This is a genomic window from Paralteromonas sediminis (genome assembly GCF_003820355.1).
In the GTDB taxonomy this organism is placed as follows: Bacteria; Pseudomonadota; Gammaproteobacteria; order Enterobacterales; family Alteromonadaceae; genus Alteromonas_F; species Alteromonas_F sediminis.
This window is the reverse complement of sequence record NZ_RPOK01000002.1, coordinates 30,439-51,063: the sequence shown is the minus strand read 5'-3', so window position 1 is coordinate 51,063 and position 20,625 is coordinate 30,439. Positions and strand designations below refer to the sequence as shown.

General features: G+C 43.6%; 18 protein-coding genes. 6 read left to right on the top strand and 12 right to left on the bottom strand.

What is annotated here, in order from left to right:
* Positions 1-46 precede the first annotated feature (46 nt).
* The 3 genes from DRW07_RS05520 (at position 47) to DRW07_RS05510 (ending at position 3,147) form a co-directional block, all read left to right on the top strand.
* On the top strand, positions 47-778 hold the full coding sequence (locus DRW07_RS05520) for an aspartyl/asparaginyl beta-hydroxylase domain-containing protein (RefSeq protein ID WP_124026908.1): 732 nt from the start codon (positions 47-49) through the stop codon (positions 776-778).
* Between the two features lie 7 nt (positions 779-785).
* The gene (locus tag DRW07_RS05515) at positions 786-1,748 is read left to right on the top strand and encodes a sulfotransferase family protein (RefSeq protein ID WP_124026907.1); all 963 of its coding nucleotides are present in this window, start codon (positions 786-788) and stop codon (positions 1,746-1,748) included.
* Positions 1,749-1,902: 154 nt separating this feature from the next.
* Positions 1,903-3,147, top strand: a complete 1,245-nt coding sequence (locus DRW07_RS05510; RefSeq protein ID WP_124026906.1) for an aspartyl protease family protein — start codon at positions 1,903-1,905, stop codon at positions 3,145-3,147.
* Here the strand turns inward: DRW07_RS05510 and DRW07_RS05505 are convergent.
* Genes DRW07_RS05505 through DRW07_RS05495 form a run of 3 tightly spaced genes read right to left on the bottom strand, consistent with a single transcriptional unit; the run spans position 3,128 to position 4,819 of the window.
* A complete protein-coding gene (locus DRW07_RS05505; protein WP_124026905.1) occupies positions 3,128-3,352 on the bottom strand; it encodes a DUF2798 domain-containing protein in 225 nt (74 codons plus the stop codon). The two genes, DRW07_RS05510 and DRW07_RS05505, sit on opposite strands and share 20 nt — an antisense overlap.
* A 5-nt stretch (positions 3,353-3,357) precedes the next feature.
* On the bottom strand, positions 3,358-3,888 hold the full coding sequence (locus DRW07_RS05500; RefSeq protein WP_124026904.1) for an NADPH-dependent FMN reductase: 531 nt from the start codon (positions 3,886-3,888) through the stop codon (positions 3,358-3,360).
* Between the two features lie 43 nt (positions 3,889-3,931).
* Positions 3,932-4,819, bottom strand: a complete 888-nt coding sequence (locus DRW07_RS05495; RefSeq protein ID WP_240630516.1) for a pirin family protein — start codon at positions 4,817-4,819, stop codon at positions 3,932-3,934.
* Positions 4,820-4,959: 140 nt separating this feature from the next.
* Here DRW07_RS05495 and DRW07_RS05490 point away from each other — a divergent pair, with 140 nt between their 5' ends.
* Complete coding sequence (locus tag DRW07_RS05490) at positions 4,960-5,871, top strand: LysR substrate-binding domain-containing protein (RefSeq protein ID WP_124026903.1); 912 nt, start codon at positions 4,960-4,962, stop codon at positions 5,869-5,871.
* Positions 5,872-6,005: 134 nt separating this feature from the next.
* Here the strand turns inward: DRW07_RS05490 and DRW07_RS05485 are convergent, their stop codons facing one another.
* A complete protein-coding gene (locus DRW07_RS05485) occupies positions 6,006-7,013 on the bottom strand; it encodes an AraC family transcriptional regulator (protein WP_124026902.1) in 1,008 nt (335 codons plus the stop codon).
* A 177-nt stretch (positions 7,014-7,190) separates the two neighbouring features.
* On the opposite strand from DRW07_RS05485, the gene DRW07_RS05480 reads away from it, so the two are divergent.
* On the top strand, positions 7,191-8,315 hold the full coding sequence (locus DRW07_RS05480; RefSeq protein WP_124026901.1) for an alkane 1-monooxygenase: 1,125 nt from the start codon (positions 7,191-7,193) through the stop codon (positions 8,313-8,315).
* 180 nt (positions 8,316-8,495) lie between these two features.
* On the opposite strand, the gene DRW07_RS05475 is transcribed toward DRW07_RS05480, so the two are convergent.
* From DRW07_RS05475 to DRW07_RS05450, 6 genes are all read right to left on the bottom strand, one after another.
* The gene (locus DRW07_RS05475; protein ID WP_124026900.1) at positions 8,496-9,476 is read right to left on the bottom strand and encodes a dipeptide epimerase; all 981 of its coding nucleotides are present in this window, start codon (positions 9,474-9,476) and stop codon (positions 8,496-8,498) included.
* Positions 9,473-10,519 (bottom strand): N-acetyltransferase DgcN family protein, encoded by a 1,047-nt coding sequence (locus DRW07_RS05470; protein ID WP_124026899.1) that lies wholly within the window; start codon positions 10,517-10,519, stop codon positions 9,473-9,475. Before DRW07_RS05470 ends, DRW07_RS05475 begins: the two co-directional genes overlap by 4 nt.
* A gap of 65 nt (positions 10,520-10,584) precedes the next feature.
* Complete coding sequence (locus DRW07_RS05465; RefSeq protein WP_124026898.1) at positions 10,585-11,682, bottom strand: hypothetical protein; 1,098 nt, start codon at positions 11,680-11,682, stop codon at positions 10,585-10,587.
* Positions 11,679-13,247, bottom strand: a complete 1,569-nt coding sequence (locus DRW07_RS05460; protein ID WP_124026897.1) for an amidohydrolase family protein — start codon at positions 13,245-13,247, stop codon at positions 11,679-11,681. The genes DRW07_RS05465 and DRW07_RS05460 overlap by 4 nt, the downstream gene beginning before the upstream one ends.
* A gap of 72 nt (positions 13,248-13,319) precedes the next feature.
* Positions 13,320-15,260, bottom strand: a complete 1,941-nt coding sequence (locus tag DRW07_RS05455; RefSeq protein WP_124026896.1) for a serine hydrolase domain-containing protein — start codon at positions 15,258-15,260, stop codon at positions 13,320-13,322.
* 4 nt (positions 15,261-15,264) lie between these two features.
* A complete protein-coding gene (locus DRW07_RS05450) occupies positions 15,265-17,640 on the bottom strand; it encodes a serine hydrolase (RefSeq protein ID WP_165870411.1) in 2,376 nt (791 codons plus the stop codon).
* A gap of 330 nt (positions 17,641-17,970) precedes the next feature.
* Between DRW07_RS05450 and DRW07_RS05445 the strand changes: the two genes are divergently transcribed.
* Complete coding sequence (locus DRW07_RS05445) at positions 17,971-18,666, top strand: GntR family transcriptional regulator (protein ID WP_124026894.1); 696 nt, start codon at positions 17,971-17,973, stop codon at positions 18,664-18,666.
* Between the two features lie 292 nt (positions 18,667-18,958).
* On the opposite strand, the gene DRW07_RS05440 is transcribed toward DRW07_RS05445, so the two are convergent.
* On the bottom strand, positions 18,959-19,420 hold the full coding sequence (locus tag DRW07_RS05440; RefSeq protein WP_124026893.1) for a nuclear transport factor 2-like protein: 462 nt from the start codon (positions 19,418-19,420) through the stop codon (positions 18,959-18,961).
* Positions 19,421-19,481: 61 nt separating this feature from the next.
* The gene (locus tag DRW07_RS05435; RefSeq protein ID WP_124026892.1) at positions 19,482-20,621 is read right to left on the bottom strand and encodes a type 1 glutamine amidotransferase domain-containing protein; all 1,140 of its coding nucleotides are present in this window, start codon (positions 20,619-20,621) and stop codon (positions 19,482-19,484) included.
* Positions 20,622-20,625 lie beyond the last annotated feature (4 nt).

Below are 20,625 nucleotides of genomic sequence, written 5' to 3'. Positions count from 1 at the left end.
TTTACCACTATTGTCGCTTTTCTCTTTAGTCGTTATAGTGGCGCGAGTGTCTAAGCGTTCAGAAGAAGTATTGAAGGAGAACAGGTTGAATTTTGACGGAAATTTTAAGCTTTTAGGGCGGGCTGATGTCTCAAAAATTAAAGCGTTGGTTAATCAACTAACCCCTCAACATTGGGTGGCCGATCAATCAAGACAAGAGCGCTATAATGTGCACAAAGACACCCAGTCTATCGGGTTGGTTTACGATCTCGATTTTCGGCATATGAACCCTACGCAACACCCTGCACTGCAAATGTTTGGGCAGGCCATTTCTCCGATTTTGAGCTTGATTGCTGATCATTATGATAATACATCAATAGGGAAAGCGATGGCCGAGAAGTATGGTCAAGGTTATTGCATTCGAGCCAACTTGGTAAGACTCAATCCAAAGGGCGAAATCGATCCTCATCAAGACAAGAACTTTTCGTTAGCACACTCTCATCGCATCCACATTCCCATTATTACCAACCCGCAGGTTAAATTTACGGTAGGCGATGAAACCCGTTGTTTGCAAGAGGGAGAAATCGTAGAAATCAACAATAGACGAGAGCACGCCGTTAAAAATGAGAGCGGTGGTGAACGGGTTCATTTAATTTTTGATTGGGTTATACCGGGAGAACCTTGCTGTTGTGCGTTAAGCAAGCACCAAGAGGAAATGTGCAACCCCACTTTGTGTGAAGACACGTCTTTGATGCGTGTACCGTGCGAATGCTACCCAATAAATTCGTCAATACAATAGCCAACCAATGAATAGTCCTGCACAGCAACTCAACCTATCCGCACAACACTTGGATAGTGTTTTGTCATCGCAAGGCGTCGCCAATAAGCTAAAACAGCCTGTGATTATTTTGTCTGCACCGCGATCAGGGAGTAACCTACTTTTTGAGCAAATGCAAAAACTGAAAGGCTTGTGGAGTATCGGTGGTGAGAGCCATATTGTCTATGCAAGCTTGCCGCACTTACGTTTTGAAAACACGCATTGTGACTCAGGGAGTTTAGATGCGTCTCATGCCGACCCAAAAACCGCAAATTTGTTTAGAGCGAGCTTACTTTACTTGGCCAGAAATAGTCAGGGTGAACCTTTTGTATCTTTGCCTCCAGAGCGTCGTCCTGAACACATAAAATTGATCGAAAAAACACCTAGAAACGCTATTGCCGTCCCTTTTATCCGTCGCGTTTTTCCCGATGCAAAATTTATATTTTTATATCGAGAAGCGAAACAAAATATTGCAAGTATTGCAGAAGCCTGGGAACGAGGAAAGCGCACAGGGCAATTTGTTACCTATCGCAACTTGCCCGACTTTGATCGTGACTCCTGGTGTTTTTTGTTGCCACGAAGATGGCGAACGATGAAAGGTCAGTCAATCATTGATATTGCTGCCTTTCAGTGGCTTGCGGCCAATCAGTCAATAGTTGAGAACCTTAGCGATATTCCATCAGAAAATCTGACTAGTGTGAGCTACCAACAACTGACCAGCAATCCTTCACATACACTTAGTCGTCTCGCCAACTTCTGTGACATTGACTTACCGAGTCAACTTCCCACTAGCCTGCCCTTGTCGCGAACAACCGTTTCGCCACCAAATGCTGATAAGTGGAAAAAGTATCAATCCCACCTAGAAGCGTTTGTCGAGAAGAATCAGCATAATCTTGCTGCAATTGACACCTTTTTTCATCGCTTAAACATCAATAACGGCATGAACGACTAAGAAATTAATGCCTTTAGATTTACGGTCCGGCTTACCCATGCGCTAAATCATTTTCTTAGTTAGGCCAGCAAGATTCATTCACCACATTTCACAGGGTTTTCACACCGGTGTTGCTAACTTGCTATTATCGCAATTTAAAGAAGCCAAACTTACTATGTTTACATCCCCTATTATCAAACTTATTGGTGCTTGTTTTATACTTATCATCCTCAATGGTTGCAGTGTTGCCAATTCGTTGCGCATGATGCAAATCAACTCTAATGTGGAGCCTGTATTTGTAGACAGTACACGCATCAACCTTGAAGCCCTCTACGAGGGAGAGAAGCCATATGTATATGCCACCGTTAATGGGGAAAAGCTGCTCTTTTTACTAGATACAGGTGCCCGCTTCTTAATTCTGATGGACACCCCTAAAGTCAAAAAAATGAACCTGAGCCGCGGCTTTGACTTAGCGCTAAGTGGTTGGGGTGAGGAAGGAAAAAGCCAAGCTTACCAAACTGATATCAGTCGAATTGATTTAGGGGGCGTTTACTTTGACGGCATGAAAGCAGCGCTCATACCGGTATCCCAAACCAAATATTACTTACGCGAAGACGAAGCGATTTATGATGGCGTGATCGGCCACGATATGATGCGTCACTTTACCTGGGAGTTTGACGCTAATGCTGGCACGATTCATCTGTCTGCAAACACCTATACGGCAGAGGAAAATGCACACAAGCTACCCATGGACAGTTTTATGAACAAGATTTCGGTTAACGGTACGCTGTCGTTTAGTGACGAAGTCACTGTTGAAGAATCTTTCATTATCGATACCGGAAGCCGCCATTATGTCAAACTCAGTGCCGCTTACCCTGCTTCTAATAATATTGCGCTGCCCTCTGCCCGCGTAGTAGCTGCAGACTTTGGCTTAAGCGGAAAAGTTGAGCATGATCGTGTGTCACTACCACAGCTTTCTCTAGGTGGCATCGACATAGAAGATGTCAAAGTAAACCTTATCCCTAGTGATGATGAAGATGACTGGTGGATTTTAGGCAATGCATTAATGAATCAATTTAAAACCGTTATCGATTACAAAAATGAAGCCTTTTATCTCATTCCTCAAAAGCCTTTTGTTACCGATTACAACCTGTTAGGTCTGGAGTTACGTAAGATAAGAAGTGGTGATTTTGTGGTGAGGTTTGTGTTTCCCAACCTCCCTATGAGTCAAACGAGCATTAAGGTGGGTGACGTAGTTACACACATTAACGGCACCCCAGCGACAAATATTTCACTCAGTGACTACAACGATATTGCGTCCATAGCAAAAACGCACTCTCTGTGTATTAACAGAGAGGCGCAGTGCTTCGAAGTAAAAACGCAACATATTTCGGGGTACTCTACGCCGACAGAATTTTAGACACGATCTTTTGGGTGCACGGCACCACAAGTAGACTGACCGGGAAAGCCACCAACATAGTGACCCCCCAAGCTTTTGGCCAGTTTGCTAAAGCGTCAGCCAGGTTGGCTGACGCTAACACCAGCATACTCAATGACATTACCGCAGACATAAAAAACGACATGATAAAGGTAAACGTCAAAAAATAGTATTTCTGAGTGGGCATGCTTGTTACTGACTCTGAAGTGCGGCCAGAACACCCATCAACTGAGTGTTCAATGCTTCGTCTGCAAGTCGGCCCGTCTCACTATCAAAATTGTCATAAAAGTTTGGGACGGACAAAGATCCGATGACATTTCCAGCAAAAAAGTGGGCAGATTCACGGGCCAACTTCAATACACTGCTTGCGCCCCCGGGGCCTGGGGATGTTGATAACATAATCGTAGGCTTACCTTGATATACGTCTCTATTTTTACGCGAAGCCCAATCAAATAAGTTCTTGTACGCAACTGTATAATTGCCGTTATGCTCAGCAAAGGAAATCAATAAAGCGTCTGCCGACGTTATCTTATCAAGGAATCGACCCGCCGCGCTTGGGATCCCATGTGCTTCTTCTAGATCACTACTATAAATCGGCATTTCATAATCATTAATATCTAATACCTCAACCGTATGGTGTGCCAATAGTGTTGAGGCATAGGCAATCAGGGATTTATTAATCGATTTACGACTATTACTGGCTGCAAAGGCTAAAATGTTCATTTTCTTCTCCATATATTCAGTATCATTTCAATGTAAAGTGTTGTCACAGTTGCCCAAACTTACCCGAGGTAAAATCAGATTCTGCTTGCAACATTTCTGCTTCAGAACCCATAATAAACGGGCCTTTTTGGATATATTGTTCGTTTACTGGCTGACCAGAAAATAGTGTGAAATGGGTGCTTTCAGCACTAGGGTTGATTAAAAATATTTTTTTATTGATGTTAGATAAAGCAACAGCCTGACCTGTTAATAACCGCACTACCTCGCCACCGACAACTACCATAAGCTCGCCTTTGATAGTATTTATCCAAGCATTTTCACCCGGCTTAACCTGATGACTAAATGAGGTATTTGACTCAATATGACCATCGAGGATCGTCATGGGCAAAGCGGGTGACTGCTGACCATTAATACCGTTACTTTCACCTAGCACAATACGAACTCGGCATCCTTCACAATTTATTGCTGGCATATCTTGCGCTTTAACGTGTAACGATGCCGGTTGGCTGTGCCTTAGCGATGCAGGTAAATTAACAAAAACCTGCAGTCCATGGATATTTGAACCCACACGCGGAGCCTCATCATGAACCACTCCAGATCCGGCCTTGAGCCAGTAAAGATCGCCCGGCATAATGTCGAAGTCGTTTCCCAATGAGTCTCTGTTGTGAAAAGGCCCTTCACTGTCTTCAAAAATAACAGACACAGCCGATAGGCCAGCGTGTGGGTGAGGACCAAACGTGGGGCTGGTCATGCGATAGTGGTCGACCATCACCAGCGGGTCCATCGCTTTTGAAAAATTCTTAGCACGGTAAGCCAAGGCTTCAAAACCCTCTCCAACTGAAAACAACTCGCCTGGCTTAACCGACAACGCATTCTCATCTATCAATACTTGCTCAGCTGCATTACCTGATTGTTTGATCTCTACATTCATTTTTCACTCACCCAATGTTATTTGCTTGCGAACACAACCATTCTAGTGATAGAACAATATGATTTGGAAGATAGAAAAATAGACATTACCGTTCTATATTTAGAACAATAAAGACAGGTAACGGCGTACATGAAGTAAAAATGATTGATTTAAATGACTATTACTACTTTGTTCATGTTGTTGAGAAGCAAGGGTTTACACCTGCTGCACAGGCTCTGAATATGCCAAAATCACGACTAAGCCGGCATGTATCAAAACTGGAAGAAAGACTGGATATCAAGTTGATCCAGCGCACATCTCGTCAGTTTCATGTTACTGAAACAGGCAAGATGTTTTACCAACATGCACGTGCTTTACTCGATGAGATGGAAGCAGCTGAAGCAGCAATAGAAAGCAGAAAGCTCTCTCTCAATGGACGAGTAACAATGAGCTGTTCGCTGGGTGTGGCTCAGTTTGCCATTAAGGAATTACTGGTTAACTTTCTACAAAAATATCCGAAAGTAGAGCTTGTCCAACAGGTCACTAACCAAAATATTGACCTGGTTTCATCGGGTATTGATTTAGCAATCCGAGGACATACAGATACATTGCCAGATTCTAGTATTATTCAGAGAAACCTCTGCGCTGTTTCTTGGCACTTGTTTGCCAGCCCCGGCTATCTCTCGGATACCGGCACGCCAAGATCGCCTTATGACCTGTTTAAAAGAAAGAGCTTGAAAATTGGCTGGCAACCTACAAATGGACATTGGACGCTTGAAAACAAACAAGGATTGAAAACGACGGTCCCCCACCATCCCCAGCTTTGCAGTGATGATATGAACACGTTAAAACATGCAGCCATTGATGGACTGGGTATTGTCAGTTTACCCGCTTATACATGTCGTGATGCAATCAGTAATGGGACATTACAAAGGGTCTTACCAGAGTGGACGTCAGGCAAAGCCCAATTGAGTTTGCTCACTCCGTCACGACGAGCGCAGTCGCCTGTTGCAAAAGCGCTTGCTCTATATCTGCTGGATAATCTGCACACACATGTCGGTGATAGCGCGTAAATACTGGCCAAGTGTCTTTACGTTTATTTGCCGGACCCTGCTTTCTGTCAAATTCTGGTATTCGCCTAGCGACAACGTATTTCTTTATGCGCCAGTGGTCGAACAGCGAGCATAGTGCCGCCAATAAGCGCTATTCAGAGAGTATTTTGCGCCGCAAACTTCGATGGCGATATATGAAACCATCGCTTAAACGCTCTTCTGAAATTGGCACTATCCGTGTAACCCAGCAAGTCAGCAGTCTGTTCAACACTTAGATTTTTTACCAATAGATAATTAGCTGCCTTAGACTTTAACCATGACTCCCGAAGTAGCTTAAAGCTGGTATTCTCATTTTCCAATTGGCGGTGCAATGTACGCTTGCTTACACACAATAAAGACGCAATTTTTTCCAGCGAAGGCAAGGTTGCTTCACTTTCAAAAAGCGCCCGTACTTTTTCTGATGTTGTGAGCGCCCCCTTAAGTGCAGTAATTTCGCGAGCACACATTTCCTTGGCATATTGAAGGCCAACCGGATCATAATGTTCTAGCTGTGTACGGCAGGCTTCTTTGTCTAAAATCATGCCACAAAATGGATGGCTGTCAGTGTAAGCGATTCCTTCGAAATACTTTTGCAAATTCATCGTTTCAGGTAATGGGTAATCGAATAAGATCCGTTTGATAGGCTGTGTTTTTGTTTTGCTAAATAATGCGTTCTGTATATTAAGAAAAGCCATTGCGAGCGCATCAATAACAAACTGGTGGGCAAAACCACTTTGGTGCAGGCTGCTTAAAGTTACTATTACATTGTGCTTTGTGTGCTCAGCGCTAAGCGATAAAAAAGGCAGACGAACACTGAGAAATTCGCTAACAAGATTTATTACATCAAATACATTTTCGCTATTCGCCATGGCTAGCCCAAACGGCCCATGATGAGAGACTTGCAACCGTTTTCCCAACAGTAAACCCAAATGAGGCTGGCCTGTTTGTGTGGCAATATCCGTTAATAATTCGTCAAATGCTTTCAATGATAGCGTGGCGCTTGGGCGCTGAAGTGCGTCCAATGATGCGTTTTTTTTGCGCAAGAGCGCTCTCAAATCAAACCCTTGCTCAATCAATAGTTGATTCAATTGCGCAATGTAAAACGTTGGGACGCTAAGGGGCACTATCCACGCTCATCGTAATTTTTTGTTTTACCACTGTAACCAACTCAGACAAAGATTTCGAGCGATGTGGCAACAAATGACCGGACGTTGTCTGCTTTAGCTATGATTCATAAAAGACAACATAATGCACACTAGCGCTATGCCCTTTGGCAGTTCAAGTAACTACAGGTGCGCTTAGTGTTGCATTATATTAAGTTTTTCAATTTTTACCTTTCAGCTTGTTTAGGCATTGTTGTCATATGGATGGGAGGCTTGTATATCCCAATCGGTTTTGCGGTTTATGTCACGCTTTACGTCGCAGGTGATGCGCTACTTGGCGATGATACTAGTGAGCCTGCTCTGTTAAATAAAAGCGTACTTGATCTCATGCTATATAGTGCATTGCCACTTTCAGTTATCATCTTTTTGAGTTCTGTTTGGTTGGGAACAGCACAAAATTTTGCCGCAGTGACTACCGTTTCAAATTGGCTAAACTACGATTTATATCATGCAAAGCAAAATACACTGTGGTGGCATAAGGTAAGTGGTGTTGCATTTCTTGGTTTACTCCTTGGCGGTGTAGCCACTGTGGTGGCACATGAATTGGTGCACCGCGTTGCTAGCCCCTTGGCAGTATGCACAGGACGTTGGCTGCTAGCATTTTCATTTGACGCTAATTTTTCAATTGAACACGTTTATAATCATCACACCAAAGTGGCGACTAAAGACGATCCTGCAACAGCCCCTCGTGGTAGAAATGTCTATGTACATTTTGCAAAAGCCTTTATCGGAACTCAAAAAGCCGCTTGGGCGATAGAGTTAAAAAGGTTAGCTCGAGTAAATCAGCCCATATTGTCGGTTCATAATCGTTGTATCCGTGGTTGGCTAATGAGTGCTGTATTGATGCTTATTGCCTTTATACTCGGTGGGACTGGTGGGCTCGTCATGTTTGTTTGTGTCGGCATAAATTGCAAATTTATACTGGAAGTCGTCAACTACATGGAACATTACGGTTTAGTTCGCGACCCAAGACAACCAGTTAAGCCTAGACATTCATGGAATAGTAATCGCAAAGTAAGTTGCTGGACGATGTTTAACTTGCCCAGACACAGCCATCATCATGCACAGGGCGCTGTGCCATTCGAAAAACTTAAAGCAATGCCCGATTCGCCAACCATGATCGCAGGATACATTACAACCATTGGGATCGCTTTGATACCACCTCTTTGGTTTAAGCTGATGCAACCTAAATTGGAAGAATGGGACACTGTGTATGCAAGTGCTAGAGAAAAAGAAATATTAGCAAAAGGTGTGACTACCTAGACAAAGTAATTAGGTGGCTAACCGTTTTGCTGTGCAGAGTCTTACCCGATTGGATATCAGGTAAGGCACCGTTGAGTTTACTGACCCCATCAAGAAGAGCACAATCGCCAGCGGCGAATGCATTTGGTAATTGCTTAATCGATAACCTACGCAATTATACTGGCGAACCGTAGTTTTGCATTACCCCCACAATGCTTGGCTTGGGGCCGACACCATACCTTGTGGCGAATAGTGCATTGGGTGCATGACATCTTGCGCTAGATGCAAAGGACCATCTAAATCGATAAAGCTGCACGCCTGCCCTATTAAATGAGCGGGAGCCATGGATAGTGATGTACCAATCATATTGCCAACCATAAGCTGTTTGCCATCTGCTTTGCTCATCTCAATCAACTTTAATGCTGTCGTTAATCCACCACACTTATCGAGTTTAATATTAATAACCTGATAGCGCGCCGCGGCATAGGTATACTCACCATCATGCAAACAGCTTTCATCAGCACCTAAAGGAACCGGAGACTGGTATTCCACCAGCTGTTCATCCTGTCCTCGTGCCAAAGGTTGTTCAATCATAGCGATATCTAACTTTTTACAAGCAGGTGCATATTCTTTTAATTCATCAAGCGTCCACGCTTGGTTGGCATCAATAATAATGCTTGCGTCTGGTCTCACCTTTCTTATTGCCTCTAATCGTTCAATCGGCTCTACACTGTCAAGTTTAACCTTAAGGGTTGGGTATTGTGCGCATTGACGAGCTGCATCAGCCATAACGGCTTTGTTATTTATGCCAATGGTAAAAACCGTAGTCAGAGGGTTCCGCATTAGGCCAAAGCGGTCATACAACGAAATGCCTGATTTCTTTGCCTGTAAATCCCACAAAGCACAATCCAACGCATTTCTTGCGCCACCTGGAGGAAGTATTTCACTTACACTTGGCTCAGGATTGATAATGCCCTCTAGCTCCTGCTGGACGGCGCAGAGTTGCTCATACATGCTGTCCTGTGTTTCCTGCATGTAATAGACGCCCACCCCTTCTCCTCTGCCACAAAACTGTCCATCTTGTAAACTGACACGTACCGTTTTCGTTTCATCAAACCGATATCCTGTAATTGAAAAAGAGTGTCTTAACGGAATACTGACTTTTTGAATATACATTTTCATTGCACTGCCCCTTCTTCAATTTGAAATAAGCTTTTGCCTGCCATGTATTGCACGATCGACTTGGTACCCTCTATTAAAGGATCGACTACAGGCAATTGATAATGTTGTGATAGCTTGTTGAGATAAGCAGCTCGCTCATGTTCATCTAAACAAGAGGTATTGATACTTAACCCAACACACTGAATGGAAGGGTTCACCTTGCGACCTATATCAATTGTTCTATCTATCACCTCGCTAATCGATGGAAGCGCAAAATCTGGCCATCCTAAAAATGTCTCTCTATTCGCTTGATGGCATACCACAAAGCCATCTGGCTGAGAGCCAATCAACAAGCCCATGCTGACGGCACAGTAGCCTGGATGAAAAATACTCCCCTGTCCTTCAATCACATCCCAGTGATCAGCGCTGCTTTCGGGCGACGTCATTTCAGCCGCGCCTGAAACAAAATCAGACACCACTGCATCAATGGGGATCCCTTTGCCGGCAATTAAAATACCGGTTTGCCCTGTCGCTCTGAAGTCAGCATTTATACCTACATCATGTAAGTCCCTTTCTAGCTGCAAGGCCGTATACTTTTTTCCTACTGCACAGTCTGTACCCACCATTAAAAGGCGCTTCCCTGTGCGTGGTTTCCCACTACCAACGGGAATATCTTTGGGTGGTGTTCTGATGTCAATGAGCCGCGTATTATGTTGGAGCGCAAGTTTTTTGAGGGAACCGATGGTTTCCAGTTTTTGATGCAAGCCAGAAATAATATCTAGCCCCAACGTAATGGCATGCTCTAAATGCGTTACCCACTCAACGGGTATGCTGCCACCCACAGGCGCAGTGCCCAGAACCACCGAACGAACACCGACCATAGCCGCGTCTTCAAGTGTCAGGTTTGGAACCCCAAGGTCTATGGTGCAGCCCGGTAAACAGAATTGACCAACCACCCTTTCCGGTCGCCAATACGATAGTCCTGTTCCCGTTTTCGCATAGCCAATATTGGTTTCAGCGCCCAAAAATACTATGTGTGGTGGGTGTATTGGGTTGTCATGCATAGTTGTCTCCCATGAGTCGTAACCAGATGGCTTTTCTGGCTCGAAGTTTGATAATTAATGCGTATTTAGTTAGGTACAGATGGCGTGAAGCGCCGTATTCTCCAAATACCTACAGTGATCAGAGGCAAGACAAGCACCACCATGAAAACCATGGTCAACAAGCTATATCCTTGTGCAATAAGCGCTATGAGCCCCATGCTGTTGCCTAAGATGATCGCCCCTCCAAGGCAGGCGATGGAAACCAAAGGTCGTAAATACGTTGGAAATGTGCGGTTTAAATCGAGCATGCTTGATTCGATGCGGTCATTTACCGAATGCAAAAGTGCGGTGCCAGTCTCAATGAATGTGCCAAATATGACGATGTGAAATATCATTGAAAGCAGAGGCAGCTCCAGTGCATTCATCAAAGCAGCAGATGGGAAGCTGAAGTTTCCCACTTGAGGGTACATAGCCATCATAGACACAAAGAACAATATTGCAGGGATCACAGATAGTGCGCCTGCAAACATGCCAGCCCCCACTGATTGCTTTGCCGAAATGTGCTGCTTAACTGCGAACAGAACAACTGGAATTATTGCTAAATTATATCCAGAGTAAAGTACACCTGCTGCCACCCAGCCATGTCCCACAGTGGATGCTTGATACACATGCGCAACATGTTCGCCTTTAATCCAAAAAGTCAGCACGAACATGGCGATGTAAACACCATATAACAATAGTGACCAGAACATGAGAAAGCGCTGAATTGTGTCACTGCCGCAGTACGTTAAACCACCAACAATAGTCATCATAAGCACAGTGCCGTAAACAATGGGCAGTCCTGCATACTGATTGAGTAGCTCACCTGAAGCCGACGCAAGTACGGAGAGAATTAAAACAAGCAATACCAAAAATGCGACTTCGTACAACACCCAATATCGACCCAATAATGCTTTGCAAAATAGGCGATAATCATGGGCGTTATGCACACGAGCAAACTCAAACGCTACGGCTAAGACTAAGCCAAATATCGTCCCTGCGACTATGAGTCCAAGTATTCCTCCGATAGGCCCCGCTGCGAAGAAAAACTCAATGAGTTCACGCCCTGTGGCATAGCCTCCACCAATAACGACAGACTGAAAAACAAAACCGGGAACGAGGTAAATGCGAAAGAAATCTTTCATGAGCTTGTAGGCTCATTTTTGATAGGGTTTCTGATTGGCTGCCCAGGAAGTACCGAAAGGTCAATCTGACCGTATTCAATTAATAGTGTGCCATTGACAATCACATGTTCGATGCCTTGTGAGAGCTGAGCAGGGCGAACGTAAGTGGCGCGATCTCTTATTTCATCCAGATCGAAGATAACGATATCAGCGTCTGCACCGACTTGGATACGACCTTTGTATTTCATTTGAGGTACGGCATCCTGAAGTAGTTTAGCAGGTCCAAAACTCACGCGTTTAATTGCCTCGATGAGTGAGATTTTGGCTTTGTCTCTGACAAAGGTACCGATGAATTTGGCATAGGTCCCTGCTGAACGCGGATGACTCCATGCCTTATCAGGAAGTGGCCAGGTTTCTTGTGATACAGAGGCGCCATCAAAACGCCAATCACCGCCATCACTAGCAATAACGCCTTCTGGGAATAACAATGATTGTTCTAGAAACTGCATATCCATGCTGTTGTCTTCTTCTAAGAAATGAACAATCGTTTTCGTATTTGGCTGTTTAGACTGGAATTGGTCAAACTCTTCCTCAGTAAGTCGCTTACCATCAACATCGAAATTGCGCGCTGAAATCCCTCCCGTGCGTTCTCTCCATCGGTCACCACGAAACATAGCTGCGCCAATACCCGTTGCACCGGCTCCGTATGGGTATGCCTCTGTGGTGATCCGTAATCCTTGGCTTCTGGCCGTTTCAATCATATCCCCAATCGTGGCGATGTCTCTTAGGCTAATCGAATTTAAGTGAACTATGTGTGTATGTGCCCCAGTACCAGAGGCCGCAGCAATGATTTCGTTGATCCCTTGGAACGAACTACGAGGTTCGAGCATGGACAAATAACGAGCATGGGTGAAAGTAGGCACGCCCCGCGACGCTGCCAACTTATTCATAGCAAAAAACTCCTTATAGCCTGTTCCAGGCGCATATCCCATCAGGATCCCAATGCCCAAGCCTCCTTGATCAAGTCCTTGCGCCACAAGCTGCTCTATTTTGTTCAATTGTTGCTTATTTGCTATTTTGAATTGCCAGTCTGGCTGTGAGAATGCAGCTAGAAACCAGTCGATATCGGCTACGGGTTCAACATTTAGCATGGTTGCAATTCTGGCATTTCCCCAATTGACCGATGCGCCATAGTTGATTGGCCGTCCTTCTCTGGCAGCAGCATCGTAATAGTCACTTACCGGTAGCATACCGCCTTCTAATTCGAGCGCAGTAGTGACGCCATCATATGCCTGAACGCGACCTGACAAAATGTCTTGGCCGTGTGCGTGCATATCAATAAAGCCAGGGCTGACTATTTTGCCTTGAGCATTAATGACATGTGAACCAGACAATTGCTCAGTGGTCACGGCTGAAATTTTACCGGCTGTAATACCAAGATTTCTCACTGCATCTAATCCAGTCTCAGGATCAATCACCCTGCCATTCTCTATGACTAAATCGTACATATTGGCCATTGAGGTGAAGCTCAAGAGACTCACACTTACTAACGTAAACACCTTTTTAAACACTTTATTTATTCTCATCGCATTATCCGTAGGGTGAAAAGTTTAGCGAGCCGATAGAGACGCTCTGTCGGCCCGTTTTATTATTTTTTATTAGCTGAAATACAATCTGAGCAGGTTAAGCGAGTACAATTGAGAAATGAGCAATAGCAAGTTAACGATGAGTATAAGACTAACCATCTTATAAACTTTGCCCACGTTTGTGTCTGACCATAAAGACAACATTGCTTGAATGGGTATTAGGGTGACAAAGGAAGAAAACAAGCAAAATGCACTGGCCACCTTTATCCAAATAGACGGGAAGTCGTATGGATAGGCGTAGGCTCCGATGTCATGGATAATCCCATATAACAACAGTGCCAGAGATATCACCCATGCGCACCCACTTAAGATCAGTGCACGCCTGAACCTTTGCTGAGAAGGACGTTCTCGCACCGAAAACCGTTTGAGAGAAAGCACTAGCACGAGTAAAAAAGATAAGAAAATGACTGCAACACTGATAAGAATAAGTGTTAACTTGGTCTCTGGTGTCTGAAAGGTTGACACGCGGTCTAATGAACCTAACGATTTAAGGTTGATAATCTCCCCTTTTTCGTTTTCCACAAATTCAAAATATCGACCTTTATCCTTGTCGAAAAATAAATGGCCTGATACCCAATTTGCTTTGAACAGCTCACTGCCCACTGCTATCGAAAGCTGTTCATCAGGTTCAACAGAAACACGCGTCGATGGCTGTGTGAATGTAACTAAAATTTCTGCGTTAGAGACAGGCCTACGCGTATCAATGTAGTAACCTGAATAGCGCGCTAGCTTCGCAGGCTCTGAGGTATCGTTAGCATTTACTGGAACAACTGGCTTATTAACAACGCCAAAAAAACGTTCGACAATGGCTTTTTCTATTTCTTTGTTAAAGCCTTTGCCTGTCGTAGTGTTGGTAGAGAGTAAAACTGCGAAGTCCAACTCTGGGTAAATACCCATTTCCGAGTGAAAATAGTCAGTACCTCCGTTATGTCCAAATCGGAGGTGACCTGCTATTTCACGGTGTTCAAAGAACCCATAATTGATCGTAATCTGATTTGCTGCAGTCATCGATGTTAAGGGTTCCCGCATCATGGAACACATTTCCACAGCCAATAGCCCTTTACATTGATTCAATAGTGCTAATGCGAATTGAGCCATATCTGTAACAGGCGCAGACATGGCACCAGCCGGCCCAATTCCCGAAATAAAGGTAAAATGATTTACCTGCTCATAAGTGTTTCCTGAGGGAGAAAACGACTTACTAACCCTAGATGCCAACCTTGGTCTCATACTTTCTTTGAACTTTGTTGGTAAAGGTTCTCGAAAGGTTGAACTTGCCATGCCCAGTGGCATAAAGATGTGCCTTTCGATGTAATCTTCAAACGACATTTTTGACACATTTGCAACAATTTGACCCGCTAGTGCCGATCCATAATTGGAGTAGGAAAACAATTCCCCAGGCGGCCGAACGCGCTCAGGTTTAAAAGTCTGCAGGTACGCAGTAAGTGTTAGAACTTGCTCAGGATCTTTCTCAAAAATATGCCCTAGTATCAAATCTTCAAATCCTGGCATGTGAGACATTAAATCTCGTACAGTAATTGGCTGTTCGAACGTATCAGGAATACTTACATCAACCAGATAGTTGTTAATATCGGCATCCAGGTCTACTTTGCCCTGCTCCACTAACTGCAAAAGTGCTATCCATGTAAATGTCTTAGACACAGAACCCCATCGAAACAAAGTGTCATGTGCGATGACAGGCGCGTTGTTCTCAATATCAGCGTAGCCAAAACCTCTTGCATAAATAAGGTTGCCTTTATGAACAAGTGCCACAGTCACACCGGCCACTTTATGTTTGTCCATTTGCTCTGTTATGAGTAACTCCAACCCATCAATTTCTTCTTTATCTGGGCTTTGCAAGGGCGTTGACCATGAACTTTCAACACTGCCAACCGCAAAGGCACAAAGTAGTATGAGCCAAGCACTAGTAAAAATATGGGAAACTGTTTTCATATGACTATTCCGATAACTGCAGGTTTTCAAAAGAGGTATTCATCAACGGAAACTGTTCCCATTGTTTGTAATCGAAGTGCCACCATTCATTCTTATGAACATTGAAGCCGGCCAATGCCATCTCGGTTATTAAGAGATCTCGGTACCATCGCTGTATGGAGGTACCACCGGGGTAATAAGGATAGGAACGTTCGGTCATTTCATCATATGCGCTGACCATAGTTACCGTTTCTCCCGTGGCAAGATCATAAAGACTCACATCGACAGCTCCCGCTCGATTATGCGGTGATCCTTTTTCCGGGTTTGCCACAAACTTGCGTTGCATCTCTGGTGTAATTGCCCAGAAGAATTGCGTTACATACCATGGGCGATAGGCATCAAATACAATTAAGCCAAGTCCGTGCTTGCTCAGTCGCTTGTGTACACTCAGTAATGCTTTGGCAGCATCTTTATGAAGGTAAGCATTAGCACTTGAATACACCTGAAACCCAAACACATTGTCAGTCGTTGCATATTTAATATCGATCGCAATGGTGTCGGAAAGAGTAGCCAAGTTAACCAAATCCAAGGCGGCGTTACCCTCAACCTGCGTATTGAAGTGCTTGGGAAGCGAGCTTGCCTTAGCTGTTTCAAACAAGGTTGAATATACATCCTTCTTCTTGCTAGAAAGTGCGGGACTGGTGAGTGTTTGTTGTGCCAGCCTCCTTGTAAACCGGATTTCACCAAGATCAACAAATGACGATAATTGTTCTGTAGTAGCTGCGGAAAAAGTAAGTTGCTCGCCCGGGTACAGACCATATTCAGGAAAAACGAACGTATTTTCACCAACCTGTTCAAGGGGATAGTGTGCCAACCATTCAATGATAACGTGAAGCTGATTATCTTTTTCTAAGACGTAAAGAAGGTTATGATCATCGCCATATTCACCAATAAACCTTGTGTAACCAGGGTTTGCAGTCTCAGGTTTTGTGTCAATAATCCTTTTAAACTCGGTGCCAAAAACCGTAACAGATTCATTATCAAACTGAACATCTGTGCTAAATTTAACAGGGTCATCAATGACAATGCCGTCCACAGAATCCATAAGTCGCAGTGAGAGCCCACCGAGCCACTCAATGTAGATGTCATTGTTTTTTTTGCGGACGGTTATCCTGCTATCCTTGCTTGCATAAGTGCCTACCATTGAATTGGCCACTTCCTTGTTAATTTCGATACTGTGTTGAAATAGAACACTTGGCTTTCCCTGTCGCAGAGCCAATATATAACTAAGTACATGCTCTGCTATCCGATTAACCGCACCATTACCGAAATCCACGTTTGCAGAAACTGCAACCCCCAGCTCTGAACCGGGCAAAATTAGAAACTGTGTTGCAAAACCATAAACAGCCCCGCCATGTGATACGGCTAGCTCTCCATTTATTGAACTAAGAATAAACCCTAAGCCAAAAACATAATCTCGGGCGCTTGCATGCTCATCAACAGGCGTCCACATTGTTGTAAGCGTTTTCGCTTGTAAAATACGCCCCTTCTCTGCTTTGCCCTGATTGATCAATGCTGTCGCTAACTTTCCTAAATCCTGCATAGTGGAAACCATGTTCCCAGCAGGTGAAATACCAAGATCAAAGGTTGGCGCGGGGAAACGCTCGGTGTGATAAGGTCGCATGTATCCCTTCGGCATTGTACTCAGATCAACATCCACAATACTCATGTAGCTATTTTGCATATTCAGTGGATGCATGAGTTGTTGCTGAATAACACTGTCAAAAGGCATGTTGTTCATGACTTCCACGATCCGTCCAACGACTGCTAGGGCGGCGTTTGAGTACTGAACCTTGCTGCCCGGGGCATATACCAATGTTGTCCTATTAATACTTGCGATCACTTGATCAAGTGACGCCTCTTCACTATCAAAGTAGTTACCAATTGGCGGTTCGCGAACTAAGCCAGACCTGTGGGTAAGCAGCATTTCCACCGTAATTTCAACACCATAAGGGTTTACAGGAGCAAATGTTGGCAGGTAGTGATTTACAGGTTTGGCAAGGTCGACTACCCCTTTTTCAACCAATTGCATCAGTGCAATATCTGTAAATAACTTGGTTACAGAACCAACTCGGAAGGGTGTATTTCTGTCTACTAACTTATTTGAAGTATGTACCTCTCCGAGACCGTAAGACCAAACGGAGCCTTGCGAATCAACAACTTCGATAGCTACTGCGTCAATGCCCAGAGAATGTGCATAGCGTGCAATATCGTCGTTGAGTGCGGAATAAATATCCTCTGCTTTTGCCATCATAGGTAATACTGCAACCATAAAGATAGTGAATAGCATGTATCTAGTAAGGTATCTGGACAAAAATCCACCCGTCATAAATCGTTTCATGGTCATTGTTCCTACTCGTCTAGCTGGCTGAGTAAATTGTGAGGCAACCAATCAATTCCAGTGTGGATACGAGTCCGTTAACTAGCATTGCGCACCCTATTCTATTGTTTAATCAATGAGCTGAACCGCTTCTTCAACACGATCTTCACTCTGTTTCATTGCATATTTCATTTTAAGGTTAGACAGTAAAATCAATTTTGTACAGCCTTATTTTATTTTATGGCTGTATTAATTATATTTTGATAAGCTTTAACCGGGATTTAAATGGCTAATATTGCTAATTTAATGCGATTAGATTAGGGTCTTTGAAAACTGGGAGAGCGAGCAGTAATGAAAAAGCAAGACGTAATCAATGATATAGATAATGCTTTTGAGAAAATTATGGATGCGATAGTCACGCAAACGCTGGCGCCTGAACAAAAAGTGTCGGAAAGTATTCTCAATGAAAGCTATGGAATTAGTCGCTCAATTTCACGAAATTTAATGGAACGATTAATTTCAAAGCAAATACTGGTTGATGTTTCACCACGGATAACCAAAGTCTCGCCGTTGAGATTGCATGATATAAGACAAAACTTTCTACTGCGTAAAATGCTGATACCGAGTGTTTTTGGGATCGCTGCTTCAAACGTAAATATAGATGAAATTAGTGAGTTAGCCAGCATGCTGCATGAAGAGTTGGAGGTAGAAAATGACGACATCGCATTACAAAAATTAAAAGTAAATAAAGACCTTAATCTCATCATTGCGAGGCATTCAGAATTCCCGCTTATGGTCGACTTTGTACAACAGCTAGAGTATATCGCTATGCGGGTGTATTGGATTTATATCAAATCAAAGGCAGCCTTCCCTTTTTCCCAGGATCAACACCTTAAAATTTTTGAAGCGATGCAAAGCAGAGATACAGCCCATGTTAAAGCGACCGTTTTGGATTTGCTTACACAAACAGAAGAAACAATTATGAACGCTATTCTTACTGACGAGAAATTGATCAACCAAAGCCTTATTGTAAGAAGCAAGTCATAGCTTACTTTGCCTTTAATCAATATTTGTGCACTGCAATGACACAAAAAAGGCATCTAAGGTAAACCAACAAAGTTAAAGCACAGCGACACTTATTCAGCAAAAAAATACCAATGGCTGCTCACGTATATGATTATAATTGTCTAAAATTCGCATCATGTTTCTAGGCAACAATCCTTTGAGCTTACTAGCGTCTTCAGCACTTTGCGATGCAATTTTGTGAACTTTCATTGCCTTCAAACGTGTAAGAAGCATCAAAAATTAGCTTTGCATTGGCCACAAGCGCGCCATGCTATCACCATAACTCTTTTACTAGCGATATTTTTCCGTCTTTGAACCCAAATAAAACCAATAAAGGCTCCGTGGGCTGCCAGCTGCCATTTTCAAGTACTACGCCATGGGCATATTCAATCGCAACGTGATTTTTACCAAAAATACGCTTGATAATGCGCTTCTCATGTTTCTCTGTATTTTGATATGCCCCTCTTTCAAGATTACGAATAAACGCTTTTCGCCATGATGCTTTATCAAAATTGGCGTGGTATTCCACATGAACATAATTGACGTCGCTGTGCATCAACGCCAAAAAGGCATCAACGTCTTCAATAGTTGAACCATGTCGGCTTATTTTATCCAAAGCGGAAAAATAGGTTTTTATTTGGTCTAATTGACAACTGGACGGGCAACTCGATGCCCATGAGATTGAGGGTAAAACAAATAGTAGTATTACTGTTGTAAACCTCGTTAAGTGCATCATAAAAACACCTTTTTAGTAACGAGGGCAATGACGTTTGCGCGTAGTCATTGCCCACAAATATTCAAAGCTTATTACTTATTGCCTCAGGCAATGAGAAGTCAGTGAACTGCTGCTTTGCCAACTCAAAATGAAACTTGGCTTTTTCACGATCACCGGCATTCAGGAATGTATTTATCATATGCGTGGCATATTGCGGGTGTTTAAAATACTCGCCTATCTTCTCCATGATTTGAAGCTCAATAGTTTTGTCTTGCTCAGTTTCTGCTAATGGAAAGGCGTATAAGCCGTATAGTGCAAGATACATCATATCGTAACGCTCTGGCGTATGAAGCATGGCAAAGTCAATGTGCGACACTCCCATGTTACGCGCCTTCGCAATGAGCTCCATCGACGCTTCATCCTTATAAGCTTGGCGCGCAACAGGTTGAATACCCATGGCAAGTAGTAATGTCTCAGCCGCCTTTGCAACTGACGTTGGATTTTGTGCAGTGATCAAGTTTTCATCGATGGCAACAAAAGGCAACATAGGACGGTTTGCGACAAAACGCGCGCCTCTTTTTTCCAATTCTGTTTGCGTTATCAGTGGGTATTTCTCAATGTTCTCTTTTTTAAATGCGTGATCTTCAACAAAGGTAAAACTGTTGACGAGCTTGTTGGCAACAAAATAACTCCCGTCGTGCATTTTTACATCGACTAAGGCAGCAGGCCCGTGACATACAGCAGCTATCGGCTTGCCTCCGTGAGCAAAGGTGGTTATCCACTTTTGGGTATTTTGATCGAAGGGTAAGTCAAACACCGCACCATCGCCGCCCACAATGAACAAGGCATCATAGTGACGTTGACTGGCTTGTTCTGCTGACAGTGTATTTGCAAGCATTGCCAGTGCATTGGTATCTTTTTTGAAAGTTGACACATATGGCACGTCATCTTTGTTGCTTTTAACAGGAACAGGACCACCATTTGGCGTGACGATGTCAATGTCTATTTGGTTACGGTGGAAGATTAAATAGCTTTGAACCAGTTCTTCTAAATCGTAGGACAAGGTCTCATCAACATTCCCATGACCAGAAATCAACATGGCGACTCTCTTTGCCGTTCCCCCCTTTTTAGAAGTGGAATCAGCAAATGCCATCCCATTCAAAATCACATCCGACAGGAACAGCGTCAATAGCAATATCAGGGTTACAATTTTGTTCATCATATTT